The 25,679-nt window shown below is 61.6% G+C and carries 20 protein-coding genes and 2 pseudogenes; 19 read left to right on the top strand and 3 right to left on the bottom strand.

Annotation, left to right across the window (positions count from 1 at the left end):
• Positions 1–39 precede the first annotated feature (39 nt).
• The 7 genes from ACVMDN_RS04995 to ACVMDN_RS05025 all read left to right on the top strand — a co-directional run bounded on the left by ACVMDN_RS04995 (position 40) and on the right by ACVMDN_RS05025 (position 7,602).
• Complete coding sequence (locus ACVMDN_RS04995; protein WP_069279848.1) at positions 40–1,329, top strand: cytochrome P450; 1,290 nt, start codon at positions 40–42, stop codon at positions 1,327–1,329.
• A 1-nt stretch (position 1,330) separates the two neighbouring features.
• On the top strand, positions 1,331–1,639 hold the full coding sequence (locus tag ACVMDN_RS05000) for a ferredoxin (protein WP_069279849.1): 309 nt from the start codon (positions 1,331–1,333) through the stop codon (positions 1,637–1,639).
• Positions 1,626–2,471, top strand: a complete 846-nt coding sequence (locus ACVMDN_RS05005) for an SDR family oxidoreductase (protein ID WP_069279843.1) — start codon at positions 1,626–1,628, stop codon at positions 2,469–2,471. Before ACVMDN_RS05000 ends, ACVMDN_RS05005 begins: the two co-directional genes overlap by 14 nt.
• Positions 2,471–3,814, top strand: coding sequence for a cytochrome P450 (locus ACVMDN_RS05010; RefSeq protein ID WP_069279844.1), 1,344 nt, complete (start codon positions 2,471–2,473; stop codon positions 3,812–3,814). The genes ACVMDN_RS05005 and ACVMDN_RS05010 overlap by 1 nt, the downstream gene beginning before the upstream one ends.
• A gap of 124 nt (positions 3,815–3,938) precedes the next feature.
• Positions 3,939–4,946: a polyprenyl synthetase family protein gene (locus ACVMDN_RS05015; protein WP_069279845.1), complete on the top strand. Its 1,008-nt coding sequence runs from the start codon at positions 3,939–3,941 to the stop codon at positions 4,944–4,946.
• Between the two features lie 209 nt (positions 4,947–5,155).
• Positions 5,156–6,703 (top strand): hypothetical protein, encoded by a 1,548-nt coding sequence (locus ACVMDN_RS05020; protein WP_253587782.1) that lies wholly within the window; start codon positions 5,156–5,158, stop codon positions 6,701–6,703.
• Positions 6,700–7,602, top strand: a complete 903-nt coding sequence (locus tag ACVMDN_RS05025) for a terpene synthase family protein (protein ID WP_069279847.1) — start codon at positions 6,700–6,702, stop codon at positions 7,600–7,602. Before ACVMDN_RS05020 ends, ACVMDN_RS05025 begins: the two co-directional genes overlap by 4 nt.
• 242 nt (positions 7,603–7,844) lie before the next feature.
• Here ACVMDN_RS05025 and ACVMDN_RS05030 read toward each other — a convergent pair whose 3' ends face one another.
• Positions 7,845–8,147, bottom strand: coding sequence for a LexA family protein (locus tag ACVMDN_RS05030; protein WP_309144994.1), 303 nt, complete (start codon positions 8,145–8,147; stop codon positions 7,845–7,847).
• On the opposite strand from ACVMDN_RS05030, the gene ACVMDN_RS05035 reads away from it, so the two are divergent.
• The 7 genes from ACVMDN_RS05035 to ACVMDN_RS05065 all read left to right on the top strand — a co-directional run bounded on the left by ACVMDN_RS05035 (position 8,146) and on the right by ACVMDN_RS05065 (position 16,630).
• Positions 8,146–9,267, top strand: coding sequence for an IS630 family transposase (locus tag ACVMDN_RS05035; protein ID WP_253587778.1), 1,122 nt, complete (start codon positions 8,146–8,148; stop codon positions 9,265–9,267). The two genes, ACVMDN_RS05030 and ACVMDN_RS05035, sit on opposite strands and share 2 nt — an antisense overlap.
• Positions 9,268–9,457: 190 nt before the next feature.
• The gene (locus ACVMDN_RS05040; protein ID WP_069280586.1) at positions 9,458–10,804 is read left to right on the top strand and encodes an IS5 family transposase; all 1,347 of its coding nucleotides are present in this window, start codon (positions 9,458–9,460) and stop codon (positions 10,802–10,804) included.
• Positions 10,805–11,798: 994 nt separating this feature from the next.
• Complete coding sequence (locus ACVMDN_RS05045) at positions 11,799–11,975, top strand: hypothetical protein (protein WP_253587777.1); 177 nt, start codon at positions 11,799–11,801, stop codon at positions 11,973–11,975.
• 447 nt (positions 11,976–12,422) lie between these two features.
• The gene (locus ACVMDN_RS05050) at positions 12,423–13,250 is read left to right on the top strand and encodes a type IV toxin-antitoxin system AbiEi family antitoxin domain-containing protein (RefSeq protein WP_069280036.1); all 828 of its coding nucleotides are present in this window, start codon (positions 12,423–12,425) and stop codon (positions 13,248–13,250) included.
• Complete coding sequence (locus tag ACVMDN_RS05055) at positions 13,247–14,230, top strand: nucleotidyl transferase AbiEii/AbiGii toxin family protein (RefSeq protein ID WP_069280035.1); 984 nt, start codon at positions 13,247–13,249, stop codon at positions 14,228–14,230. Before ACVMDN_RS05050 ends, ACVMDN_RS05055 begins: the two co-directional genes overlap by 4 nt.
• Before the next feature lie 434 nt (positions 14,231–14,664).
• Positions 14,665–15,126, top strand: a complete 462-nt coding sequence (locus tag ACVMDN_RS05060; RefSeq protein ID WP_253587775.1) for a hypothetical protein — start codon at positions 14,665–14,667, stop codon at positions 15,124–15,126.
• Between the two features lie 829 nt (positions 15,127–15,955).
• Entirely contained in the window at positions 15,956–16,630 is a 675-nt protein-coding gene (locus ACVMDN_RS05065; protein WP_069280033.1) for a hypothetical protein, read from the top strand.
• A 148-nt stretch (positions 16,631–16,778) separates the two neighbouring features.
• On the opposite strand, the gene ACVMDN_RS05070 is transcribed toward ACVMDN_RS05065, so the two are convergent.
• Positions 16,779–17,648 carry a LysR family transcriptional regulator gene (locus ACVMDN_RS05070; RefSeq protein WP_301322241.1) on the bottom strand — a complete coding sequence of 290 codons (870 nt, stop codon included), beginning with the start codon at positions 17,646–17,648 and terminating at the stop codon, positions 16,779–16,781.
• A 745-nt stretch (positions 17,649–18,393) separates the two neighbouring features.
• On the opposite strand from ACVMDN_RS05070, the gene ACVMDN_RS05075 reads away from it, so the two are divergent.
• The 5 genes and pseudogenes from ACVMDN_RS05075 to nolL form a co-directional block, all read left to right on the top strand.
• Positions 18,394–19,692: a glycoside hydrolase family 28 protein gene (locus ACVMDN_RS05075; RefSeq protein WP_069280032.1), complete on the top strand. Its 1,299-nt coding sequence runs from the start codon at positions 18,394–18,396 to the stop codon at positions 19,690–19,692.
• 235 nt (positions 19,693–19,927) lie between these two features.
• Positions 19,928–20,919: pseudogene (locus ACVMDN_RS05080) on the top strand (pectinesterase family protein).
• Positions 20,920–20,951: 32 nt separating this feature from the next.
• A complete protein-coding gene (locus tag ACVMDN_RS05085) occupies positions 20,952–21,194 on the top strand; it encodes a hypothetical protein (protein ID WP_253587770.1) in 243 nt (80 codons plus the stop codon).
• Positions 21,195–21,252: 58 nt separating this feature from the next.
• Positions 21,253–23,508, top strand: a complete 2,256-nt coding sequence (locus tag ACVMDN_RS05090; protein WP_456835519.1) for a hypothetical protein — start codon at positions 21,253–21,255, stop codon at positions 23,506–23,508.
• Between the two features lie 508 nt (positions 23,509–24,016).
• Positions 24,017–24,901 (top strand): annotated as a pseudogene (nolL, locus tag ACVMDN_RS05095) (nodulation factor fucose acetyltransferase NolL); the annotation flags it as partial.
• A gap of 14 nt (positions 24,902–24,915) precedes the next feature.
• On the opposite strand, the gene ACVMDN_RS05100 reads toward nolL, so the two are convergent.
• Positions 24,916–25,679 (bottom strand): IS5 family transposase gene (locus ACVMDN_RS05100; RefSeq protein ID WP_139481326.1). Its coding sequence is split into 2 segments (ribosomal slippage): positions 24,916–25,341 and positions 25,344–25,679, totalling 762 coding nucleotides; the frame shifts between segments, so codons are not numbered across the junction.

Raw genomic sequence — 25,679 nt, forward strand, 5'->3', positions numbered from 1 at the left:
CACGCGCCGGTCGGATCAGCCAGCCAACAGGTAATCAAGATGGACGTGCAAGAAACCACGGCAGCATGCCGCGACGCCTTTGCCGAACTGGCTTCGCCAGCGTGCATCCACGACCCGTATCCGTTCATGCGGTGGTTGCGCGAGCACGATCCAGTGCATCGCGCGGCGTCAGGCCTCTTTCTGTTGAGCTGCCATGCCGACATCTGCTGGGCGCTCGAGGCCACGGGCGATGCGTTTCGGGGACCTGCGCCGGGCGAACTGGCGCGCTATTTCCCGCGTGCCGCGACCAGCCTGTCGCTCAATCTGCTGGCGTCCACGCTGGCGATGAAGGACCCGCCGACCCATACGCGTCTGCGCAGGCTGATCTCGCGCGACTTCACCATCGGCCAGATCGACAAGCTGCGGCCGAGCATCGCGCGCATCGTCGCAGCGCGCCTGGACGGCGTGGCGCCCGCGCTGGAGCGCGGGGAGGCGGTGGACCTGCATCGGGAATTCGCGCTGGCCTTGCCCATGCTGGTCTTCGCCGGACTGTTCGGCATGCCCCAGGACGACGTGTTCGCCCTCTCCGCCAGCGTCGGCGCCATTCTGGAAGGCCTGAGCCCGCACGCCAGCGATCCCCAGCTGACCGCGGCGGACGCGGCCAGCGCCAAGGTGCAGGCCTACTTCGGTGATCTCATACAACGCAAGCGCACCGATCCCCGCCGCGACATCGTGTCGATGCTGGTCGGCGCACACGACGACGATGCCGACACATTGTCGGATGCGGAGCTCATCAGCATGCTGTGGGGCATGCTGCTGGGCGGGTTCGCCACCACTGCTGCGACCATCGACCATGCGATCCTGGCGATGCTGGCGTATCCCGAACAGCGGCACTGGCTGCAGAAAGACGCCGTGGGGGTGAAGGCCTTCGTCGAGGAAGTCCTGCGCTGCGATGCGCCCGCCATGTTCAGCTCCATTCCGCGTATCGCCCAGCATGACATCGAATTGCGCGGCGTGGTGATCCCGAAGAACGCGGATGTGCGCGTGCTGATCGCGTCCGGCAATCGCGACCCCGACGCCTTCCCCCATCCCGATCGCTTCGATCCCGCGCGGTTCTACGGTACCAGTCCAGGCATGTCGAGCGACGGGAAGATCATGCTGAGCTTCGGCCACGGCATTCACTTCTGTCTCGGTGCGCAACTGGCCCGGGTGCAGTTGGCCGAGAGCCTGCCGCGGATCCAGGCGCGCTTCCCCACGCTGGCATTGGCCGGGCAGCCGACCAGGGAGCCCTCCGCGTTCCTCAAGACGTTCCGCGCGCTGCCGGTGCGGCTGCATGCGCAGGCGGACTGAGATGCGCGTCGTGGTCGACCAGGATCTATGCGGAACCACCGGGCAGTGCGCACTGACGCTGCCGGGGACCTTTCGCCAGCGCGAACCGGACGGCGTGGCCGAAGTGTGCGTGACGACCGTCCCGCAGGCGCTGCACGCCGCCGTGCGGCTCGCGGCCAGCCAGTGCCCGGTCGCCGCCATTCGGCTCATCGAACGCGACGCTGGTGACGACGAGAGCGCCAACGCCGACCCTGCGCCTTCACAGGCGGAGGCCGAGCGGCATGCCGCGAAAGACCAACGCAATCCAGGGAGACACGATGGGACGGTTTGAAGGCAAGGTGGCCGTAGTGACCGGCGCCGGCGCCGGTATCGGCAAGGCGTGCGCCATCGCTATCGCGCGCGAGGGCGGCAGCGTGGTGGTAGCCGACATTGATGGCTCGGCGGCCATCGCCTGCACCGCAAAGATCGCGGCCGAAGCGGGCCACGCGCTGGCCTTCGCCATGGACATCGCCGATGCGCAGGCGGTGGCAGCGCTGTTCGCGACGGCGGAGCGGCACTTCGGTGGGGTCGACCTGCTGGTGAACAACGCGAGCGCCATGGATCTGACGCCGCGCGACCGCGCGATCCTCGACTTGGACCTGGCGGTTTGGGATCAGACCATGGCGACCAATCTTCGCGGCACGCTGCTCTGCTGCCGGCAGGCCGTCCCGCGGATGATCGCCCGTGGCGGTGGCGCGATTATCAACATGTCGTCGTGCCAGGGGCTTAGCGGTGACACCGCACTGACAGCCTACGCCGCGTCGAAAGCGGCGATGAACATGCTGTCGGCCTCGCTTGCTACCCAGTACGGTCATGCGCAGATCCGCTGCAACGCGGTTGCTCCGGGTCTCATCATGACCGATCGTCTCCTCGCCAAGCTGGACGAGTGCACGCAATGGCATCTGCGCCAGCACCAGCTCCTGCCGCGCGTCGGCCGCCCCGACGACGTGGCCGCGCTGGTGGCGTTCCTGCTCTCCGACGATGCTGCGTTCATTACTGGCCAGGTCGTGTGCATCGACGGCGGCATGCTGGCGCATGTGCCGACGTACGCCGATGGGGGCAACAGCCGCGCCGCGCGGCCTTCCGGCAAGACAGCCGAAGCGGACGCGTCCCGGCGCTGCTGATGGACATGCTGCTCAACCCGCTGAACCGTCGGCATCGGCTGCGGCACGACATCCCGGTCGTGTCCGGCGCTTTCCCCATGATCGGGCATCTTCCCGCGATCGTCTGCAACCTGCCGCGCCTGCTGCGGCACGCGGAACGGACTCTGGGCAGCCACTTCTGGTTGGATTTCGGCCCTGTCGGACAGATGATGACCTGGTTGGATCCGGATGCGTTCGGACTGCTCCGGCACAAGGACGTGACCTCGGCGCTGATTGAAGAAATCGCGCCCGAACTGTTCCGCGGAACGTTGGTCGCACAGGACGGCGGCGCGCACCGGCAGGCACGCGATGCGATCCAGGCGGCGTTCCTGCCAACGGGACTGACCGAGGCCAGCATCGGCGACCTGTTAGCGCCCATCATCGAGGCGCGAGTGCAGGCGTGGCGCGACCGCGGCGAGGTAGCCATCCTACGCGAAACCGGCGACCTGATGCTCAAGCTCATCTTCAGCCTTATGGGTATCCCCACGCAGGAGCTGCCAGGATGGCATCGCAAGTACCAGCAACTGCTACAGTTGATCATAGCGCCCCCGCTCGACCTGCCCGGGCTGCCCTTGCGGCGCGGCCGCGCCGCCCGCGACTGGATCGACGCGCGGTTGCGCGAGTTCGTCCGCGCCGCGCGCGAACACGCCGCGCGCACCGGGTTGATCAACGACATGGTGAGCGCCTTTGATCGCAGCGACGATGTGCTCTCCGATGACGTCCTGGTTGCCAATATCCGCTTGCTGCTGCTTGGTGGTCACGACACCACCGCCTCGACGATGGCATGGATGGTGATCGAGCTGGCGCGGCAGCCTCTCGTGTGGGACGCCCTGGTCGAGGAGGCGCAACGTGTGGGCGCGGTACCGACCCGGCACGCCGACCTAGCGCAGTGTCCGGTCGCCGAGGCGCTGTTCCGCGAGACGCTGCGCCTGCATCCGCCGGCGCCGCTCCTGGTGCGCCGCGCACTGCGTGAATTGCGACTCGGCCAACGGCGCATTCCCGCGGGCACCGATCTGTGCATTCCGCTGCTGCATTTCTCGACCTCGGCGCGGCTGCACGAGGCGCCCGATCAGTTCCGCTTGGCGAGGTGGCTGCAACGCTCCGAGCCGATCCGGCCGACGGACATGCTGCAGTTCGGTACCGGCCCACACGTCTGCATGGGCTACCATTTGGCATGGCTGGAACTGGTGCAGTTCTCCATTGCCTTGGCGCTGACCATGCACAAGGCCGGAGTGCGGCCGCGGTTGCTGAGCGCCGTCGAAAAAGGCCGGCGCTACTACCCGACCGCACATCCGTCCATGACTAGCCGCATCGCATTCTCATGAGCTGGCGTTGCAGGACCCGGCAGCAGCGCCAGCGACGCGCGCATTACTGCAGCAGCGCGCTTCCGTGCGACGCCGGCAATACCGCCGCGGCTCGGCGTGGCTATCTCCTGTCAGGTACGCGGACATGAACAACAAGCAGACCGATTCCACGCTACAGGATCGCCGAGCTGGCGTTTCCGCCCTCGGCGCGTTGGACCCGCAGGCGCCCGGTGCATCCGGCAGACTGCTGCCGGAGATCTGGATGCAGGACGGCGCAAAGCGGGTCGAACAGGCGCTGGCCGGTCTTCTCTGCGCCGAAGACGACGGTGAGACCGAACTGATGGCGGCGATGCGCTACGCCACCTTGCAAGGCGGCAAGCGCATCCGCGCCTTGCTCTGTCTGGCTGCCGGCGAACTGGCCGACGCGCCGGCGCACGCGCTGGACGACATCGGTGCCGCCATCGAGATGATGCACGCCTGTACCCTGGTGCACGACGACCTGCCCGCGATGGACGATGACGTGCTTCGCCGCGGCCTTCCGACCGTGCACATCAAGTACGGCGAAGCCACTGCTATCCTGGTCGGTGATGCGCTGCAGGCGCACGCCTTCCTGACCCTGGCGAGTCTGGATGCGCCGCCCGACAAGCGCATCGCGCTCGTGCGCGAACTGGCGCAGGCCGTGTCCGCCGAGGGGGCCGCAGGCGGGCAGGCCATGGACCTGTCGCTCGTTGGAAAGCACGTCGCGCTGGACAGGGTCCTGGCGATGCACCGGATGAAGAGCGGAGCGCTGGTGCGCGCCTCCGTTCGCATGGGCGCGCTATGCGCCATAGCAGAGGATGCCGCCCACGCTGCGCTGTACCATGCGCTCGATCGCTACAGCGCCTGTTTCGGGCTGGCCTTGCAGGTGATCGATGACATTCTCGACGCGACAGCGGATATCGCGACGCTGGGCAAGACTCCTGGCAAGGATGCAGCGGCGCAGAAGCCGACCTGTGCGTCGATCATGGGGCTAAAGGCAGCGCGCCAGTTCGTACCGGACCTGTTGCGCGATGCCGGGGAGGCCATCGCCGCGCTGGGGCCGCGTTCGGAACGGCTAGCGCAAATGCTGCAGCGGGCCGATGCGTATCTGTTCAAGCACGCGCCATGCGCATAAGCGCCCGCTCGCATGGAGCGGCACCTTTGCCGCTGCGATCGGCCGGCGGCAGCGGTGCATGCTGCACCGTGTCTGAGTCCGAGATCGCTATTCTTCGCCAAGCACGGGCGTCCACGGAGGCGCTGTGCAAGCCTAGGCGGCCCTTTGGCTACGGGCCGCATCTGCCGGATCCTGGCTTTCGTCGACCGTCTGCAGAAGGAATATCCTGCGTGAACGCGCTGTCCGAACAGATCCTTTCCGAATTGCGCCACCTGCTGTGCGAGATGACCGATGGCGGCAGCGTCGGCCCGTCCGTCTACGACACGGCGCGAGCTCTGCAGTTCCACGGCAACGTCGCCTGTCGGCAGCACGCATACGCGTGGCTCATCGCGCAGCAACAGGGCGATGGCGGATGGGGAAGCGCGGACTTCCCGCTGTTCCGCCATGCGCCCACCTGGGCGGCGTTGCTGGCATTGCAGCGGGCCGATCATCTTCCCGGCGCTGCCGACGCAGTCCAGGCCGCGATCCGATTCCTCCAGCGCCAGCCCGATCCCTACGCGCATGCGGTGCCGGAAGATGCGCCGATCGGCGCGGAGCTGATCCTGCCGCAGTTATGCGACGAGGCCGCATCCTTGCCGGGCGGCGTGGCGTTTCCGCGCCACCCCGCTCTGTTGCCGTTGCGGCAAGCGCGCCTGGTCAAGCTTGGGGCAATGGCGAGGCTGCCGAGCGGCCATCCGTTGCTGCACTCCTGGGAAGCCTGGGGGAGGTCGCCGACCACCGCATGCCCGGATCAGGACGGCAGCATCGGCATCAGTCCGACAGCGACCGCCGCGTGGCGTGCGCACGCCGTGATACAGGGGAGCACGCCGCAGGTCGGGCGCGCCGACGCGTATCTGCAGGCGGCATCGCGGGCGACGCGCAGCGGCATCGAAGGTGTCGTTCCCAACGTCTGGCCGATCAATGTTTTCGAGCCATGCTGGTCGCTGTACACGCTGCATCTGGCTGGGCTGTTCGCGCATCCCGCGCTCGCCGAGGCTGTGCGCGTCATCGTCGCGCAGCTCGACGCCCGCCTGGACGCGCGCGGTCTGGGGCCGGCCCTGCACTTCGCGGCCGATGCGGACGACACCGCCGTTGCCTTGTGCGTCCTGCGCCTTGCAGGCCGCGACCCAGCCGTCGATGCGTTGCGCCATTTCGAAACCGGCGAGCTGTTCGTCACCTTCCCCGGCGAGCGCAATGCCTCGGTGTCGACCAACATCCATGCCCTGCACGCGTTGCGACTGTCGGGAAAGCCCGCCCTCGGCACCAGCGCCTACGTCGAAGCCAATCGCAACCGGCACGGTCTATGGGACAACGAAAAATGGCACGTTTCGTGGCTGTATCCCACCGCGCATGCGGCCGCTGCGCTGGCGCAAGGCAAGCCTTGGCGTGACGAGCGCGCGTTGGCGGCGCTGCTGCAGACGCAGCGCGACGATGGCGGCTGGGGCGCCGGTCGCGCGTCCACATTCGAGGAAACTGCCTACGCGTTGTTCGCGTTGTCCGTAATGGACGGGAGCGAAGAGCCGACAGGGCGCCGGCGCATCGCGCAGACGGTGGCGCGTGCGCTGGAGTGGATGCTCGCCCGCTATGCGGCGCGTGCATTGCCGCAGACGCCGCTTTGGATCGGCAAGGAACTGTATTGCCCCACCCGCGTCGTGCGCGTTGCCGAACTCGCCGGCTTGTTGCTGGCGCTTCGTTGGGGGCAGCGCGTCCTGACCGAGGAAGCAGGAGCGGCGCAATGATGAAGACAGCCCGCGCGCTGCAGCAGGTGCTGGAGTGGGGGCGTTCCCTGACCGCCTTCGCCGACGAGCATGCCGTGGAAGCGGTCAGGGGTGGCCAGTACATTTTGCAGCGCATCCAGGCGAACCTGCGCGACACCAGCGCCCGCACCGGCCGCGATCCGCAGGACGAAACGCTGATCGTGGCGTTCTATCGCGAACTGGCGCTGCTGTTCTGGCTCGACGATTGCAACGACCTTGGCCTGATCGCGCCGGAGCAGCTCGCCGCGGTAGAGCAGGCGCTGGGGCAGGGCGTGCCGTGCGCGCTCCCCGGATTCGAGGGCTGCGCCGTGCTGCGCGCTTCGCTGGCCGCGCTCGCCTACGATCCTCGCGACTATGCTCAACTTCTCGTCGATACCCGGCGCTACTGCGCGGCGCTGCGCGCCGGACACGCGCAGGCGGCAGGGGCGGAACGCTGGTCCTACGCCGAGTACCTGCACAACGGCATCGATTCGATCGCTTACGCGAACGTGTTCTGCTGCCTGTCGTTGCTTTGGGGGCTGGACATGGCCACCTTGCGCGCGCGTCCGGCGTTTCGCCAAGTCCTGCGGCTCATCTCCGTGATAGGGCGCTTGCAGAACGATCTGCACGGACGCGACAAGGACAGGTCGGCCGGCGAGGCCGACAACGCGGCGATCCTGCTGCTGCAGCGTTTTCCGGCTATGCCTGTGATGGAGTTCCTCAACGACGAACTGGCCGGCCATACGCGCATGCTGCACCGGGTGATGGCGGAAGAACGCTTTCCCGCGCCGTGGGGACCGTTGATCGAGGCCACGGCGGCCATCCGTGCGCAGTACTACCAGACTTCGACCAGACGCTACCGCAGCGACGCTGCGGGGGGAGGCCAGCGTGCACCTGCCTGAAACGCGCGGGAGGTGGCTGCGCGCTGCTGTCGCTCCGATCCGGCGCAACGCCGCAGTCCCGATGCGACGGATGGAGGCAGCATGAGCCGAGACCGCCCTGGAGCCGGCGCAAAGATGACCATCCGGACCTCATGCTGATCGGCGAACAGCGCCGGCCAGGTTCGCCTTCGGCTGATAGCACATCTGGTTCGGTGCTATCCTAGTGGCTCTGCACAGTGATTTTGACGGGTTGCGTCTGGCGGTCAGAGTAGCTCCGGCAGGTGTTTTGGATCAACGAGGACCTCGATACTGCGAGGGGTCCTTGGCTGCCGTCTGATGAGGCCCTCCCGTTCCAGCGTCAGCACCATCTGGTGAACCGAGGGCGGGCTAACGCGGAAGTATTCCCGCATGTCGGTTTCGGCCGGGGGTCTGCGGTGCAGGCGCGTGTAGAGGTGGATGAAGGCCAGGTACTGCCCCTGTGTGGGCGTGAAGGGTTTTGCCGAAGGACTCACGCCGGCCATCCGATTCAGTTGTTGGTGCGTGCCTCGAACACGGAGGCATGCCATGAATGTACGCTATCGGGTCGACCTCAGCCAAATCGAGCGCACGGAACTCAAGGCGCTGCTCAGCGGCGGCAAGCATGCGTCCCGTAAGCTCAAGCGCGCGCAGATTTTGCTGGCTGCCGACACCGGCGGCAGCGATGAGGAGATCGCGCGGAGCGTCGGCGTGGGCGGCTCGACCGTGTACCGGACCAAGCGCCGCTTCGTGGAAGGCAATCTGGAGCGGGCGCTGAGCGATGAGCCGCGGCCCGGAGCGGAGCGCAAACTCACGGTCAAGGAAGAAGCCTTGTTGGTGGCGACGGCCTGCGCCAGTCCGCCAGAAGGCCGGGCCCGCTGGACGCTTGAGCTGCTGGCAGGTGCGATGGTCAAGCTCACCGAACACAAGAGCCTGTCGCATGAGACGGTTCGGCGGCGCCTGGCCGAAAATGGCCTCAAGCCCTGGCGCAGGGACATGTGGTGCATTCCGCAGATCGACGGCGAATACGTCGCCCGTATGGAGGACGTGCTCGACCTCTACGCCGAGGCGCCAGATCCCAAGCGGCCGGTGGTGTGCTTCGACGAAAGCCCGGTGCAGCTCATCGGCGAGGCGCGTCAACCGATTCCGGCCGAGCCCGGCCAGCTCGAACGTTACGATTACGAGTACCGTCGCAACGGCACGGTCAATCTCTTCGTATTCCTCGACGTGCATCGTCCCTGGCGCAAGGTCAAAGTCACTGAGCGGCGCGCGGCTGAAGACTATGCCTCCTGCATGCGCGACCTCGTCGACATCCATTATCCCGACGCCGAGATCATCCGGGTCGTCCAGGATAATTTATCGACCCACTCCGCCGGCGCCCTGTATCAGGCCTTCCCGCCCGCCGAAGCCAGGCGGATTTTGCGGCGGCTCGAGTTCCACTACACGCCCAAGCACGCAAGCTGGCTCAACATGGTCGAGATCGAGATCGGCGTCCTGCGGGGCCAGTGCCTCAATCGCAGAATCGACGCCCCCAAGCGGTTGCGCCGCGAAATCGCCGCTTGGGAACGGAAGCGAAATGCCGCCCGCTCTCGCATCAAATGGATGTTCATAACAGACAAGGCCCGCACCAAAATGGGCCGCGCCTATCCCGCGACTTCCAAAGAGTCATAATCACTGTGCAGAGCCACTAGTTAGTCGCCTGTGAACAAGCCTGTAAGCGATTGAGCGGGAGTCTGTTTTTGGGATTTGACGGCGTTTGAGATTGCAGGAATTTGAGGCTTGATGGCCGCAAACCTTGCAAATTCGTTTTGTGGATTCCTCTCCGCTGTGAACCGTGCTTCTGTGGTGCACCGGAGGGATGATGCGGCCGAAGAAGCACAAGACGACGGGATCGAACGATCTGTTCCGGGCACGGCTGGACCAGATCATCAACATGAAGCACGAGCTCGTTCTGCTTGCCGGCAAGATCGACTGGGACTGGATCGACGGCGAGATCGCCCCGCTCTACAGCGAGAACGGCAGGCCGGGGATCGAGACCCGCTTCATGATCGGGCTGCTGTTGCTCAAGCACATTTACGGGCTGTCCGATGAGGGGGTGTGCGAGCGCTGGGTGCACGATCCGTACTTCCAGTTCTTCACCGGCGAAGAGTTTTTCCGGCACGTTTTCCCGCACGAGCGCTCGGACCTGAGCCATTGGCGCAAGCGGCTCGGCGACAAGCTGGAGCAGTTGTTGGCCGAGAGCCTTCGGGTGGCGCACGAGACCGGTGCGTTACGCAGCCAGGACCTCAAGCGGGTCACGGTCGACACCACAGTGCAACCAAAGGCCATCAGCTTCCCGACCGACGCCAAACTGCTGCATGCAGCGATCCGGGGGCTGAACCGCCTGGCGAGGAAGCACGGGGTCAAGCTGCGGCAATCCTATTGTCGCGTGGCCAAAAGCGCGGCGATGATGGCGGGCCGTTACGCTCATGCCAAACAGTTCAACCGGCATCAGCGGCAGCTGCGTATCCTGCGCAGCCGGCTGGGGCGGATCATCCGCGACATCCGCCGCAAGATCGAGGGCGAGGCGACGCTGGAGGAGGCGTTCGCCCTCCCGCTTGGCCGGGCCTCGCAGATCCGCTCGCAGCAGCAGCGCCAGCGCGGTTTCAAGCTTTATTCTTTCCATGCCCCGGAGGTGGAGTGCATCGGCAAGGGCAAGGCCGCCGCACCTTATGAGTTCGGCGTAAAGGCCTCCATCGTCACCAACAATCGCCGCGCCCCCGGTGGCCTGTTCGTGCTGCATGCCAGGTCGCTGCCCGACAACCCTTACGACGGTCACACGTTGCGGGATGTTATGGACCGCACCGAGACACTCACCGGCTGTGCGATCGAGCGGGCCTACGTCGACAAGGGCTACCGCGGCCACGACGCGCAAAATCCCCGCCGCGTCTTCATCTCCGGCCAGAAGCGCGGTGTTTTCGGCGCCATCAAGCGTGAGCTGCGCCGCCGCTCCGCCATTGAGCCCATCATCGGACACCTCAAAGCCGAAGGACACCTCGGCCGGTGCTACCTCAAGGGCCGCGCCGGCGATGCCGCCAACGTCGTTCTCTCCGCCGTCGGACACAACCTCCGTCGCATCCTCGCCTGGTTCAGAGAACTTTTGCGCCTGTTGTTGGTCTCGCTCTGGCGCACGCTCAACTGTCCAGCTCAGCTCAATCCGGCTTCTTAACGGTCGACTAGTTAGGACACTCGGAAGAACAAATTAGGACAACCCGGAAAACACCGGGCAGACGCGGTTCACGGAATCTGCAATTCCTACTGACATTTCATCACGGAATAATTTTGGAGAGTTCCATGCCGGCAGGATCATGGTCCGCTGAGGAAGAGCAAAAGCTGTTGCAGTTGATCCGGGAGACCGCGCTAACGCAGCGCGAGATCGCGCAGAAGATCGGCCGTACCGAAGCGGCCGTCGTGGCTCGGCTGACGATAATTAGAAGGCGGTCCACGGAGCTGAATTAGGACCGGGGACCTTGCGGAACCATTCGGGAAAAGTGGCATAGGCCTATGCAAGGTCCGGAGGTTGTCGCGGCAACTACTCACCGTACCATGTGGCGCGGTTCATTCGCGTGGTTGCCGCTAGGGGCGTTCAATCACGCCGCCACTCATGACGAGTGAGGTCGCTTAATCGCGACCTCCCTCAATCACAGTGAAGTTGCGCGTTACTAGGACAGGCCGGTTCGGCTCCAGCGGCAACACCGCATCCAGCAAATCCCCGATAGTCCACACGCGCTCAGCAATACCAAGCGCGACTGCTGGCGTAGTGCGCAACGCCTCATGTACGGCAGAGATTATAGTGAGCCACGTACAGTCTCACGGCTGCGGCATGGTGATCTAGTTTCTTTGAGAAGCCGTTGGTGACCCTCACAGAAAAACCGCCCCCATATTGAAAGAGGCCGCCAACTGAGGCGTCTCGATCTCACATGAATATTGCAAACGCAGCGATAGCAATTGGGCACAGTCCCAGCACCACAATGGTCGCCCTACAAAGTAGGTCATTTGGTCATGACACAACCCCTGCGTGGGGTTGAAGTCTAACTCCGGATATTCGGCAAACCAAAGTGCAGTTTGTGCCACGCTAGGAAATTTATCGCGCGCTAATTGGCCGCCAACTGAGGCGGCCTTTACTCTCCCAGTTCTCTGAGGATGCGGTCCCGGTGCTAAACGTGCAGTACCTGGCACGAGTAAAAGTTATCGAGCAGTTTCTTAGCTTCCTTCAGGTCGTGACCATGACCGGCGAGCCGCTCTATACGTTCCTCTTGCTCGGCAATGTGTCTCTCGCCTTGCGCAACGTGCCGTTCCGCTTGCTCCAAATGTTGAACCTGCATTTCGCGATGCGCTGATTGAAGGTGGTCGGGCATGGCCGCGCTCCATCACCTATGCAGGGGGGAGCGCTCTCAGTCTCTCAGCCACCGACGCCTACGGGCAGAGCCTCGGTCGGTGATAGCGATAGCGTATCACGTTCCGTTTCCCCTGGTTCGTTCTCCAAGATTAAATCCTGTAATCTGGATCAAAGGCCGGACATGGGCAGAACATCGATCGGGCGGCTTAGTAGTCCTACCGAGAACAACGGCCAAGCTACAGTTTCCGTCGCCTAATCCGAACTAGGACACTCTCAAATTCAATCTAGGACACCGGGACTTAAGTACGGACAGCACCTCCGGTTCGAACTCCGCCGCGCTTATTGTTGTAGAGTTTAGGGTATTATATACCTTAAATCATGCATTGAAATGCACTTTTCCTTGCGCGTTGTAATATCTGGGGTATAATATACCCTAAGGAGCGCACCGATGGTTGGACCGAAAGGGAAGGTTGAAAGGTTTCTATCTTCACATCCGGTCTTCACCCGGACCGAGTTCCGCGAAACCGTATCTCCCGGCCAGCCACTCTCGTCGTCCGACTCATTGCTTAAGTACCACGCCGCCTCAGGACGAATACGCCACGTCGCGCCAGGTGTGTATGCTTTCGTCCCGCCGCACCTGAATCCAGCGAACTTCCATCCCGACCGGATTTTGGTCGCATCGCGCATACGCGCCGATGGTGTCGTCGCGTACCACACCGCACTCGAACTGCACGGGCTCGCCTATTCGGAAAGGTCTCAGACCCAACTCCTCAGCGGAGGTCGCCCGGGCGAGATAAAAACGCTCGTTGGTCCCGTCAGGTTCGTCGCGCAACCCGCCTCGCTGCGCCGTCGCTCCGAGGAAATGTCTGGCACGATCACGATGGATCGCCGCGGTCTCGACGTTATCGCGACCGGCGTCGAGCGAACACTCGTCGACTGCATTGATCGCCCGGACCTGACCGGCGGCGTCGAGGAACTCGCAAACGCGCTCCACAGCGTCAAGGCGTTCGACGTTGGCAAATTCGCGAAGTTCGCGCTCGGTCGCGACAACCAGACGCTCGTCGGCGTGTGCGGTGCCTGGCTTGAGAGCCGGAAAGACGATCTCTTCGTCGACAAGCAGGTACTAGACGAACTGAAGCGTGCCGCCCCGCCGGCACCGCGGCCCGCGCTGGGAAGCGACGCCAAAGGCCATGCGATTGAAGCCTGGAACGTCGTCCTGCCTTCGGATTTCCTCAACCCGTCCTTCGAAGGGATGTCACCGGAGATGATGCCGTGATCTCGCTCGAACGCCTCGAAAAGATTGCCACCGATGTCTCGTTCCAACCGGCCTCGATCGAGCGCGTCATCCGGTTGATCGACGTGCTCCACCAGATCGCGAATGACCGCGAGCTCGGGAAGCTGCTCGCACTCAAAGGCGGCACCGCGCTCAACTTGTTCTATCTCGCACTCGACCGGCTTTCCGTCGACATCGATCTGAACTACGTCGGTGCCGCGGATAGAGAAGCCATGCTGCGGGATTCCAAGATCATCAACACGCGCCTTCCCGCGCTCCTGCAGAGCAAGGGTTACGAAATCGGCCGCGATCCTTCCGGTCAACACGCCGGCGGCAAGTGGCGCTTCAGGTACATCTCGGCCTATCGGCGGCCAGGCACGCTGGAAGTGGACGTGAACTATCTCTTCCGGACGCCGTTCTTCGGCTGGGAGAGGATGAATTCCGCAAAGCTTGGCGACTACGAAGCGAGGAATGTCGGCGTAGTCGACCTCCACGAAATCGCCGCCGGCAAGATCGTTGCCCTGGTGGCCCGGCGGGCTTCGCGCGATCTCTACGACGCCTGGAGGCTACTGCAGAGCGATAACATCGATTGGGCCCAAGTTAAGGTCGGAGCGCTTGCGATCGGCGCCGCATCCCGAGATCTGGATTGGCGCACGGTGTCGCTAAAGGACTACAAATACGATCTCAACGACCTGAACAACAAGCTGCTGTCCGTGGTCAAGAACGGCATGTTCGAGGCGGAGGGCAGCCCCAATAAGTGGTGCGACCGGATCCTAGCGGAATGTCAAGAAAGACTGGCGCCGCTCTTCAAGCACAATGACAGGGAGCTGGCCTTCCTCGACGCGCTCTACGACCGCGGAAGCATCGAAGTCGATACGCTTCCTGTAAACGACGATGTAAAAAAACGCATCGAAGCCTTTCCTGCGCTCCGTTGGAAAGCGCAACATGTCGCGCAGAACTTGGGCCGGAAGCCCGCCACCTGACCAACGAGTCGAGACGCGAACGTCACGTAAAGCCAGCAGCGTGTCCACTATGCGATAGAGGACATTCAACTCGGTCTCTGTTGGCAGTTCCGAACCGATCTGGTCCAAGGACGTGCAAGCGGATGCCGACATCCTCTGAGGGGCTGCCGATGAAGACGCCATCGCCCTCCTGCCGGAGCAAGGGATCCGTTTCCAAGTGGACGACCCGCGCGACTAAAATTCGTGTGCCGGCGGTCTGCGTTATGCGCGATCATTAAATGTCGAAACGTCGCGACGAGAAATTGCTGCGGCTCATATCGCTGCTGTATGCGTGATAAGCGATGCTCGTTCGGCGCCACTAATCGCCGAACGCCAACTATCAGTACCGCCCCGAGACCTAGCGTCTTATGTGATCTTGGACCTCAACGAATATCCTTTCGGCCGAATTCGAAAATATGAACATTTTCATCCTAAAACGAGCTCTTTCAACAATTGCTGAAATAATGACACGTCATGGAATCAGCACGATGGAATATTTTATGGTTGAGAGGTTCCGTTGGGCGCGGGCTTCCGTCTCGCTTAAACGTGCCCGCTATCAACGATCGCATCGCGATAGTGGTCAAATGGTTGATCGAGCCGGAACTGAAATCTATCTTCCTGCCGGACTCATAAGGTTGCAGGCTGGGAAAATCGGCTCTGGACGCCGTGGGCGTCACGTGTCAGCGGCGCTGGAAGGCCTGAAAGAGCATACCTCTCGCAACGATCTCTCCGGCATCAGGCTTGTCAATTTGGTCGCCATGTTGCCCGCGCTCCTGATCGCGGCCATTGCTCGGCTTGCGGCGACCAACGATAGAGCGGGCGACGAATGCCACTTGGCACAAACCACGGCTCCGTCAGGTTCTCGAAAGCTTAAGTGACTGTGGACGTGAGGCAAGCGTGGACCCGCACGTCTGCGGCCGGAACAAGAGGTCTTTGAACGGCAATTGCAAGCGGCGGGATCGGCCGTTACGGCGATGCTCGACCGGCGGCCCGGCCGTAAACCTCCTCCCAACGTGTCTATCGAGGATCGCGACTACATTTACGCTGTCGTCAAGGGCACTGCCAAACGCCGGAACCTCTCATCGGAGACGGCCGAGAAATATACCCAGATGCTCTACAAGGCGGCGAATTATCTCGGGGAGCGCGGCCAGTCGCTCAAAGGGAGTGATGATGTTGCCTTGAACCACCTCTCCAGTTCGGTCTTCAAGACGAACAAGCATGTGGGTATTGCGTTGCGGGCCCTTCAAAAACATCGTGGCGGTTCATCTGCTAGACTAGCAGACGTGCCCCGGACGCCCCAGATGGTGCCATTGTTACTGGGCGCATACCTACTGCTTCGACCGAGGCTGACAGGCCGCTCATTGAAAGCATCATAGCGGATGGCATCAAGAGCAAGCATTGGGCTTTCGACCACTGTCCAGCACCATGATTCGATTCTCCGAAAATTGTCGAACAGCCTTGGGACCCGAGACATGACGCTTGCTGGGACCAGTGATGGTGCGCTGTTCGATTACGTTCAGGAAGTTTTCCCTAAAAATTGGAAAAGAATGACTGCTTCGCTGGGGGTCGCTTCGTGAGTATCGGGAGGCGAATGCCTCAGGAGCTTCGGAGCAAGGGTCTTTGGCGGCAAGCGGGCTTCAACAGGCTGGGGGTGAGGCTAGTGCGCCGCCGACATTAGATGTCGTACCAGAGGAGCTTCGGCAGTGGTTGGATGATGAAGCAGACGAACCGCTTATCATGGCGGACAATCCAGAGCTTTTGCGGCGGCAACAGGAACTTCGCCAACTGATTGGAGATCAACGGTCTCCGCAGCCGATTGCCGGCGATCCGGACGAGCTGAATTTCGATCCTGAGGACTTCACTGGCCGCCCGGCGAAGCTGAGGCGACTGCTGAATGATGAATCAACGCACTCGCCGGTGTCCGCAAGCCGAGAGGAGCTTCAAAGATTGCATCAGGAGCTTCAGGATCGGCGCGACGATCAAATCACCAGCCGGCCCATCTTCATCGATCCATGGGAGTTCACTTTCGATCCGAAGCAGTTTCCTCCTGGCGAGCTTCGACGACTGCTGGAGGACGAACCGATCACGTCAGGGGCGGATCAGGTCAGCCGCCAATTGCCCCCTGTCCAGCTGAACTTAGAGGAGGTCATCTACGATCCCGAACAGTTCCCTCCAGGGGAGCTTCGGCAACTGCTGGATGATGAACCCGCGCAATTGGAGGCGGATCCGCTGGACAGCCAAGTGGTCGCCTCTATCGATCGAGGGGATTTCGCTTTCGATCCGGAGCCGTTTCCCTCATTGGAATTCCAACGCTTGCTCCGTGACGAACCTGCCGATTTGGAGGCTGATGATGTGCTGCGCCGGTTGCCAACCGATAGCTAGAGCACGATGAGAGCATGCTGCGGACGGCGACGTGTCAAGCAAACTATGTCAATGGAATCCGACAAGTTGTCCGTGTGTATTGGGAACGATGGTCGATTCCGACCTGAGGTCGATCCGTGGCCGAGATCTCTAGCGATCGACGAAGTTGTTACCGAACGAGTATACTGGGTTGATACTGTTGGTCGTCGAATATTCGCTTCACCCTCTGCACAAGCTTGGCCGCAACTTCCTTTCGTAGCCCCGGCCTTGCACAAATGACAGCCCTGAGATCAGGCAATGCTGGTAAGTAGTATTCTGGCGATTGAACTAAATCGTCCGGCACGCAGAACGTAGGCAATGCAGTCAAGCCCAAGCCAAGTCGCACGGCTGACAATCTCACCAAGTGGTCAGTGGTGTGAAGAACAATCCTGTAAGCGGATCCCATCCTATCCAGTGGACCGATCATCCAATCGTGGTCAGGAAGCGTTACGATCGGAATAGGAGTACCCGGACGGAGAACGAATTCGTGCGAGCGAACCCAGGTGGCCGGAAATGCCCGTTGTTCAAGGACAATTTTTGAAAGATCGGAATCTACGTCCGTAGCGAAAATGCAGGCTACGTCTATGTAGCCCTCGATCAAGCCCTTGCGGATCGTGCTGGAGTGATCCGCGCAAATAAAGGGATCCGAAAAGTCATCGCTGCCGGCTCGTTCTAAAAGTCCTTGAGCAAAGAAATTGCTGAGGCCAACCCGATGTACGGTAGCGTTGCCATGACCAGCGAGCCTTAACATCTGATCGTTGGCCTCGAGTATTATGCGGGCCTGTCGGAGGACGAGTTCGCCAAGGCTGGTGACGGTTGTGCCGTTGGGCGTTTTGACAAACAGTTGCCCGCCAATCAATCCCTGCAAGCGTTTTACTTGAGCGGTCACCGCAGGCTGACTAAGCCCGAGCTTGCTCGCGGCTTTGGTCAAGCTGCCCGTCTCAGAAATGGCTACAACGGTACGAATTGACTCAATTGGAAGGTTTAGCGCTCGTAGCATTATTCCGCACAAGAATCACGAACTTGCATTGGTTCTATCATTGTAGTCGCAATATCACACCGCAGCCAAAGCGCTATCCAAAATTCGGCCAGTGCGGCTAACGGTGCAAAAGATCATCCGTACAAAGCGTACAGACCTTAGGGGGGCCACCGCCGCACGGCAACGTGTCGTATCAGCTGCGCTCAGCGGTGGGCATCCGCTCGGTTCGTCGCACCTGAAAGCAACTTCTCTCTGAGCTGCTCGCTCGGAGGCATTCGATAAATTTTTGACCTGGCAACCAGTTTCATTGACGTCGATCACACCGCGCGCAATAGACAGTCTCGTGTTCCGGGTCCTAGCGACGGGGATTGCCTGAAATTATCTCTTTTAGAAGTGTTGCCGACAACGCTGTTCGATCTCGGACAAATGCAGTGCCGGGGCTCGGTTATTCAATCACGAGCATAGCCATTGAGCGGCCTGATTGCTTCGCGTTCCTTTCAGGGACCTGAGTTTTCCAGAGCTCACGGCGCCTCCTCCCTTGGTTTATTATTGGCCCTCGCTCACGAAGCGACACCTGACATGGTGCTTCGACTCTGCCTCGGTGCGTCAAGAGGTGCAGTCTTGCTGACAATAGTGAGGCCCACGCTCTCCTTTGCGGTCTTATAAATGTCATCTTGCGCGGGCCAGTGAGAGCAAGCGGCTGGCCGATCGGCCGACGCTCAACCCAGGTCAGACAATCACGCGAAGAGGCAAAGAGACGAGGTCGATGACAAAGCTTTTTCGTGAATGGGTCCTATTGTTCACCGTCGCCTTCATGGTTCTCTGCTCCGAAGCAGAAGCGCAAGATCGCCGCACCGTCACTGAGCCTGTTGCACCTCGCACGGTCTGTGACCGCCCGGTGCCGTCCGGCAAGAACGACACGGTCAGGCTGCAAGATGCCATCGACAATTGCCCCGCCGGTGCTGCGGTTTATCTGGGGCGTGGCGAGTTCCGGTCGGGCTCGCTCCAGATGAAATCGGGCGTGACCTTATGGATCGGACGCGGTGCAACGCTTTTCGCGATCCCCGAACCGGCTGCTTACGACAAGGGCCGCGGACAGTGTGGGCGAATCGGGGCTAAGGGCGACGGTTGCCGGCCGTTCATTAGTTTCTCCAAGACACGCGGCGGCGGCATCTATGGCGACGGCATCATCGATGGCCAGGGCGGTGCACCCATGGTCGGCAACGCTGAATCCTGGTGGCAACTGGCCCGCCGGGCGCAAGCCGAGGGTGGCAACCAAAACGCCCCGCGTTTGATCCAGATCGATCATGCGCAGGACATCACGGTGTCTGGCGTCACCTTGCGCAATGCGCCCAATTTTCATGTCGCGATGAACCGGGTCGAAGGTGCCACGTTCTGGGGCCTCACGATCGATGCACCGGCCGATGCCCGCAATACCGACGGCATCGACCCCGGCGCCAGCCAGGACGTGACCATCACCCGCAGCTTCATCCGCACCGGTGACGATAACGTGGCCATCAAGGCCGGCGACAATGGCCCCGCCCGCCACATCTCCGTGACTGACAATTATTTCGGCTGGGGGCACGGGATGTCGATCGGCAGCGAAGTGAATTCCGGTGCCAGCGACATCCTGGTGCGCAACCTGACCCTGGACGGAACGACATCTGGACTGCGCATCAAGAGCGATGTCAGTCGCGGCGGCCTGGTCGAGCGAGTGACTTATGAGAACGTATGTCTGCGGGGTAACCGATGGCCGGTCGCGTTCGACACGAAATACGATCCACGTGCCCAAGGCATGAGAATTCCGGTCTATCGCCAGATTGTTCTGCGCCATGTGCATGGCGAAAATGGTGCGCTGCTGATGCGTGGAGTCGACGATAGGCACGCCCTTGATGTGGTGCTCGAGGATGTTCGGTTTGCCGACACCGCTACCTGGCAGCTCGAGCATGCCAATGTGACGGCCGATCATTCTGACGTGTCGCCGCCTCTGCCCGGGCGAGCCACAGGACAGCTGTCGCGCGGATGGGAGGGATGTGCCAGAGCATTCCGCGACCGTATTGAGTAAGTGCATGCCGAACCTTTAGGCCGGTCAGATCTCCCTTTGATGCGGCTTTGAGTTCCTGGAATAAAAGGCTACGACGCTGACGCCTCATGGCGGACGACCGACGGGGTTTGGCGCGGTCGGACATTTCCGTTAGTCGCGCGCGAGTTCCGGATCGGTGAGGAAACGTATTGACCAGACTCAGCTGCCGTATCGCCGCGGCACTTTGTACCGACTGCATGGAGCGTGCAGCGCGCCAATGCGAGTTTCTGTGCTGTTCGCTGCGGTTCTGGCCGGATATGTCTGCATCTCGACGGCCCATGCTCAGCCACTTTTGGTCTCGCGTGCCGAGAGGGCGGCCTATCACTCCGTTCAAGCAGCCATCGACGCATTACCGGCCCAAGGCGGGGATATCCAAATCGCGCCCGGCATTTACCGCGAGAAGGTCAAGGTCTCTAAATCTGGCGTTCATATTAGGGGCTCCGGCAAGAGGCCGGACGATACGGTCATTGTGTATGGCGACGGGGCGATCAATGTCGGAGGAACCGCTCATTCTGCGACGCTGGACGCCTCCGGTGATGATTTCCGGCTCGATAATCTCACGATCCAAAACGACTACGCGCTGAATCCGGCCAATTCATCTTCGCAGGCGGTGGCGCTGTCGGTTACCGGAGACAGGGACGTTATCACCCGCGTCCGCCTGCTCGGTGCCCAGGACACCCTGTTTGCCAGCAAGGGGCCGAACGGCCGAATGTCGCGGCAATACTTCCGGAGCTGCTACATCGAGGGGCATGTCGATTTCATATTTGGGAATGCCAAGGCCTATTTCCGGCAGGTGAGTTACACGGCTTGGCCAATCAAGCGGTCGTGTATACCGCACAGAGCAAGGGCACGCCGGACGAGGACAGCGCCTATGTTTTCGACCATTGCAGGCTGACTGCCGATCCCGCCGCGGGCTATGTTGCGCTTGGCCGGCCTTGGCGCCCTTACGCTACAGTGATTTTCCTGTCGACGAAGATGGATGCACCGGTCATGGCGGAAGGCTGGCGCGAATGGACTCCGGGCCAAACCAATAAACTGAGGGCCGCCAACTATGCCGAATACAAATCTTCCGGCATCGGGGCCAATCCCGCAGGCCGTGAGCCTCACTCTCATCAACTGACCGATAGCGAAGCCGCGAAATGGTCGCTCGGCGCGTTCTTCGGAGATGCCACAGATTGGCTGTCCGGCTACCACCAAGATAGGACATAAAGACACGTTCTCGAAGAAGGCGTTTTGACGCCATGACGCCGTCCCAGCATGGACGACGGCGACGTAAGCTTTTGTTGGATTCGAGCGGACTATCCGCGGCGGCTGAACAGCAGGCAGGCTGCGATGCCACAGCAGGCAGGCTTTATGTTGCATCTTTCAGAAGAACCTACGCGATCGCGACTGCTTGGGGCGAGACGTTGATCTCGTCAGCTTTTCGAAAGCTTGCGGCCGCACAGATCGCGGATCTGATTGTCGCCGAAACTGCTGCCGCCTGACCGGAGTTCGAACTTCGGCCGGCTTGTGCAGGACCTCTACCATTGGAAGGAAAGCAGGATGGATCCAGTCGACCCATTCTTCGATTCAGGAGCCTGGATGGAGCAGTACGCCGCCCAACAGGAGCGGGCAGGGCAACGAAGGGGCAACGCAGGCCAGCAAGGCAACTTTGAGCGGCAGATGGCGGATTTGCAGCTCGATTCATCTGACGCGAGCTATGTACCCTCAGCTTCACAAGATCGGGCTCCTGCGAGAGGCGGTCGGGCGGTCCGGCGGGACGATTTCGGCGGCTCGATGCGGATACCACCGCATGCCGCTCTTAGGGACAGCGTGCTCGGCGGGACTCGCCGCATCGTCGACATTCCCCGTATTCAACTCGGAGCCTCGGCGCAACTGCCGCAGTTCAGTCTGCAGGATGATCTGTTCAGCAGTGCGCGCTGCTCTATGCCGGATTCGGAGTCCGCGGTTCAGGCCAAGAGTGGCAAAAGCCGCGGACTATGGTCGCGCTTCAAGTCGGGAGTGGGCAAAGCCCTCGGGGGGAGCAGCAGCGAAAAGTCGTCGCGTAAGGAGACGCAGCCTGAGGTCTTCTCAACGAAATTTCGAGTGGATCATGCCAGGCAGCCGGGCCGGGCTCGCGGAGGGCCAGTCCCTGCGGCGGACGAGACGCTCATAACGGATTTCAGAAACAGAGCGGCCGGCAACCTGAGCGATGGCACCATCAAGAATGCGGCAGCCGATCTGCGCCATTTGAGCGCGCGCCTGAGTGCGAACGGCAGGCCATCGATAGCCGATCGAATTCGCCGCGAATTGGAAAACGCGCAACTGGAAAATCCGGAGGTGGAAAACTATCAGCTGGAAGCTGAGCTTGATGCAGATGTGGAGACGTATGCAAATGACCGCGGCAGGCGCATCAAGGCGGCCTTGAAAAAGCTCCGGGAGGTCGGTGCCGGAAACACCTTGTTCGCCGACATCCGCCGTCTGGAACCTTATCCTGCGGACGCAACACTCATCCGCATGTGGGCCGCAGCGGAAAGGGCGACAGGCAGGGTCGAGCCGGAGACAGCCGATCGTCAGGCGCGTCGCCTTTCGAGGCTGAGTGACTGGCTGCGATCGCACCACAGGCCCGCGATGGCTGACCGGCTCTTCACCCCAGAGCTCGCACAGGACGTCGAGGCGTACAAGCAAGAAACCCAGGACAGTAAAATCAACCCCGATTTGCTCAGGCTTGGGCGCTACCAGCAAATCCTTGAGGCGAACAGGGCGCTCGGATTGGATCCTGAGGACGGTGGGCAGCCTGCTGGCGAAGGCGCTGCACACGCGCACTTGCCGCAGGAACTGCCGGCGACGCCTGCCACGCCGAGCGCGGGAGCTTGGGATTGGCTCGGCGAGCAGATCCACGGACCGAGCTCATCACTGCCAGCGCCGTACCACATTTCGCAGGCCGGTCCCTCGCAGCAGCGTCCCTTAATGCCAGCCTCCCCCAGCGGTGCTGCGTGGGATTGGACGAGCGAGCAGGCCCACGGACCAGCCTCATCGGCGCCTCGCTGGGCTCCACAGCCGGATCTACCGCTCGGGCTTCCTGCAACTCCAGCCAGCTTGAGCCAAGGCGCTTGGGATTGGCTCGGGCAACATATGCAAGAAGGTGGGTCACCGTCGTCCGTCAGGCCTCGGTCGTCAAACATCTACAGCGGTCTCAATCCCCTGATTGATCTGGATCCGCCTACACCGCATGACTTGCGTGACGATGCACGTTCAGTGCCGGCACCCGAATTTGGCGGAACGCCCTTGTTCGCTGGACCCTCGGGGGCCGTGCAGGGACTGCGGGACATTGGGGCCATCGTTGGGCCGGACTGGCGCCACGGCTCCCAGGCGGCTGAAGACGTCTTGGTTGACGTCCTGGGCAACATCAATCTGCTGCCAAACCAGTTCGGGCCAAGTCAGTTTATGATCAACGATGAGCGCTACTCGGCCACGTTCGGACCAGGAGGGCGCCGGGATGTCCGCCTGATCCATCACCCGCGCGCAAGCCAGCTAAACCAACCCGGGCCATCCGAGCTGCTCCATCAGCCCCCGCAGATGGTCGGAGCCAGTCAGCCTCGTGAAGGTGCGGTGGACCTTGGGTATCTGATCCGCGGCGGATGGGAGCATCGCGAACGGTTCCTTCCGCCCTACCTTGTGCGCGTCCTCGAGGGCCAGCGCATCATGCCGGAGGCCGGACGCCCGACCTATTTCGACATCCGCGGCGTGCCTTACCGGGGCGAGTTGGTCGAAAGCGAGGGGCGCCGGCGCGTTCGCATTCATCCTGAGCTTGGCTGAGGGACGTAGGTCGGCTGCAAATCTCAGGCCCGGGCGGGCTCTGCGCGCGCGTTCAACAGCACGGCCTATCATTGGAAGTAGGGAAGGGGCATGGCCGGAGCAGTCCAGCCGCCCCTTTCAGAATCAATCAAGCTCGGTGGATTTTGTGCTCCATCTCTCAGGCTTTCACAAATCGCCCGCCAATCAATCAGTCGCTCAATAAGCGCAACAGTTCGAACCTATTCGTGCTCGACGCCCACAGCGCGGAGCGCAGACGATCGCAATCGCAAAAAGAATGTGGGGGAGCTCGCCAACAATACGAGTTTGCCGACAGCCTATCCGCGATGGCCAAGCCGAACTTCTCTGAGAGACGTTGACATCCTTCATGCTCGGGCCGGGCGTTTGCCGCAATTAAGGGTCCTTGCAGTACGTTGCAATCAGCCAGCTATCCGAGCGCAGCCTCCAGTTGGCAATTGCCTCCACGACCATCGCTTGGATCGAACTCCCTGGAGCAAAGCCGCAGCGGCCAATGATTCATGCATCGCTAAATGTAACCCGATCGGCTGTGCCTGGCACGCCAGAGGAAAACGATCGCGATCTTGCCTTGGATTTCGCCAAGGGAGTGCTGATCGTGTTGGTGATCGTCGGTCACCTGATCCAATACATCCTTTACCGAGGTGAAGGCTTCTGGGATTCGCTATGCTTCAAATGGATCTACATGTTCCACATGCCTCTCTTTATGGCGATAAGTGGATACCTCTCTTGCCGCGCTCTGTTGCGAAAGTCGTTGACGCAATCCGTCGGCGATCGGGCGACGCAGCTCTTGCTGCCCATGCTGTTTTGGTACGCTCTCCGGAGATAGCAAAGGTTGCCGTGCTTCCCGGCGCACCTGACGCAACAGGCGAGATTCTGCTGTTTCTAAATGATGTCGCCGGCGCATACTGGTTTATCTGGGCAGCGTTCGTTTGTTTTCTTCTCGTAAAAATTCTTTCGATCTTCGATCGTTGCTCGCCCTTGACCCTATTCGTATCAGTCGTACTGGTCGTGCTTGCGCCTCTGACATTCTCCATATTTCATCTCATAAAGTACACTTACCCGTTCTTCTGCCTGGGCTTCTCAGCTGCGCAATCGAGAGACTGGTGGGCGAGCAACGCGATCTTACAGGCTGCTCTGGACCGTGACTCTGTCCATAGTGGCGCTGGTATGTTTTCTAGCTTGGCGCAAAGACACTTACGTCTACAACAATCTCGCCCTGGTCCAAGATATGCAGTCGGCGAAGAATGTGCTTCTGATGTTTTTCGGCTCTGCAGAGGCTTCGGCGCTCATGATTGAGTTTTTCCTCCAATGCGGGAGATTTGGCCGCTCAAACCCAGTGGTCCGCTTTATCGCCGTGGAAATAGGACAGAGCACACTAGGTGGTGTGGACATTTATCGCATCCATAAGACGATGGCTGCGAGAGTAACGACGGCCAGGTAATTTCGGGCGGTCTTTTCGAAGCGGGTTGCGACGCGGCGGAACTGCTTGAGTTTTGAGAAGCAGCATTCGACGAGATGACGCTGGGCATAGAGATGCTTGTCCAGCGGATATTTGAGCGCACGTGACGGGTTGTTGGGGATGACGGCGAGCGCGCCTTTGGCAGCGATCGCCTGGCGCAAGTGATCGGCGTCATAAGCCGTATCCGCCATGACGACCTGGGCAGGTAATCCCTCGATCAATTCGGCGGCTTGCGGTACGTCGCTCTTCTGACCTGCGGTGAGCTTGAACCGTACGGGACATCCCAGGCCGCGAACGGCCATATGTATCTTGGTGCTCAGGCCACCGCGCGAGCGACCGATCGCCTGATCTTCAGACCCCCTTTTTTCGCCCCAGCGGCGTGCTGGTGCGCCCGGACGATGGTGGAGTCGACGATCAGATACTCGAAGTCCGGATCACCGGACATCGCTTCGAATATGCGCCACCAGACCCCCTTGATGCTCCATCGACTGAAGCGCCGAAACACGCTGTTCCAGTCTCCAAACACCTCCGGAAGATCACGCCAGGGAGAGCCAGTGCGCACGATCCAAAGTACGCCCTCCACAAACATCCGGTTGTCCCGTCCGGTCGAACCCTTCTGGTCAGGCCGGCCGATGATCAACGGCGCCATCCGCTCCCATGTCGCGTCGCTCAATACCAAGCGGTCCATCACACCCAA

The organism is Bradyrhizobium sp. USDA 4510 (assembly GCF_054059095.1).

Bases quoted from the DNA above. Each gene is read 5' to 3' on its own strand.
- ACVMDN_RS04995 (WP_069279848.1), top strand. From the start codon at position 40: ATGGACGTGCAAGAAACCACGGCAGCATGCCGCGACGCCTTTGCCGAA.
- ACVMDN_RS05000 (WP_069279849.1), top strand. From the start codon at position 1,331: ATGCGCGTCGTGGTCGACCAGGATCTATGCGGAACCACCGGGCAGTGC.
- ACVMDN_RS05005 (WP_069279843.1), top strand. From the start codon at position 1,626: ATGGGACGGTTTGAAGGCAAGGTGGCCGTAGTGACCGGCGCCGGCGCC.
- ACVMDN_RS05010 (WP_069279844.1), top strand. From the start codon at position 2,471: ATGGACATGCTGCTCAACCCGCTGAACCGTCGGCATCGGCTGCGGCAC.
- ACVMDN_RS05015 (WP_069279845.1), top strand. From the start codon at position 3,939: ATGAACAACAAGCAGACCGATTCCACGCTACAGGATCGCCGAGCTGGC.
- ACVMDN_RS05025 (WP_069279847.1), top strand. From the start codon at position 6,700: ATGATGAAGACAGCCCGCGCGCTGCAGCAGGTGCTGGAGTGGGGGCGT.
- ACVMDN_RS05035 (WP_253587778.1), top strand. From the start codon at position 8,146: ATGAATGTACGCTATCGGGTCGACCTCAGCCAAATCGAGCGCACGGAA.
- ACVMDN_RS05030 (WP_309144994.1), bottom strand. From the start codon at position 8,147: ATGGCATGCCTCCGTGTTCGAGGCACGCACCAACAACTGAATCGGATG.
- ACVMDN_RS05040 (WP_069280586.1), top strand. From the start codon at position 9,458: ATGCGGCCGAAGAAGCACAAGACGACGGGATCGAACGATCTGTTCCGG.
- ACVMDN_RS05050 (WP_069280036.1), top strand. From the start codon at position 12,423: ATGGTTGGACCGAAAGGGAAGGTTGAAAGGTTTCTATCTTCACATCCG.
- ACVMDN_RS05060 (WP_253587775.1), top strand. From the start codon at position 14,665: ATGAACATTTTCATCCTAAAACGAGCTCTTTCAACAATTGCTGAAATA.
- ACVMDN_RS05070 (WP_301322241.1), bottom strand. From the start codon at position 17,648: ATGCTACGAGCGCTAAACCTTCCAATTGAGTCAATTCGTACCGTTGTA.
- ACVMDN_RS05075 (WP_069280032.1), top strand. From the start codon at position 18,394: ATGACAAAGCTTTTTCGTGAATGGGTCCTATTGTTCACCGTCGCCTTC.
- ACVMDN_RS05085 (WP_253587770.1), top strand. From the start codon at position 20,952: ATGACGCCGTCCCAGCATGGACGACGGCGACGTAAGCTTTTGTTGGAT.
- ACVMDN_RS05090 (WP_456835519.1), top strand. From the start codon at position 21,253: ATGGATCCAGTCGACCCATTCTTCGATTCAGGAGCCTGGATGGAGCAG.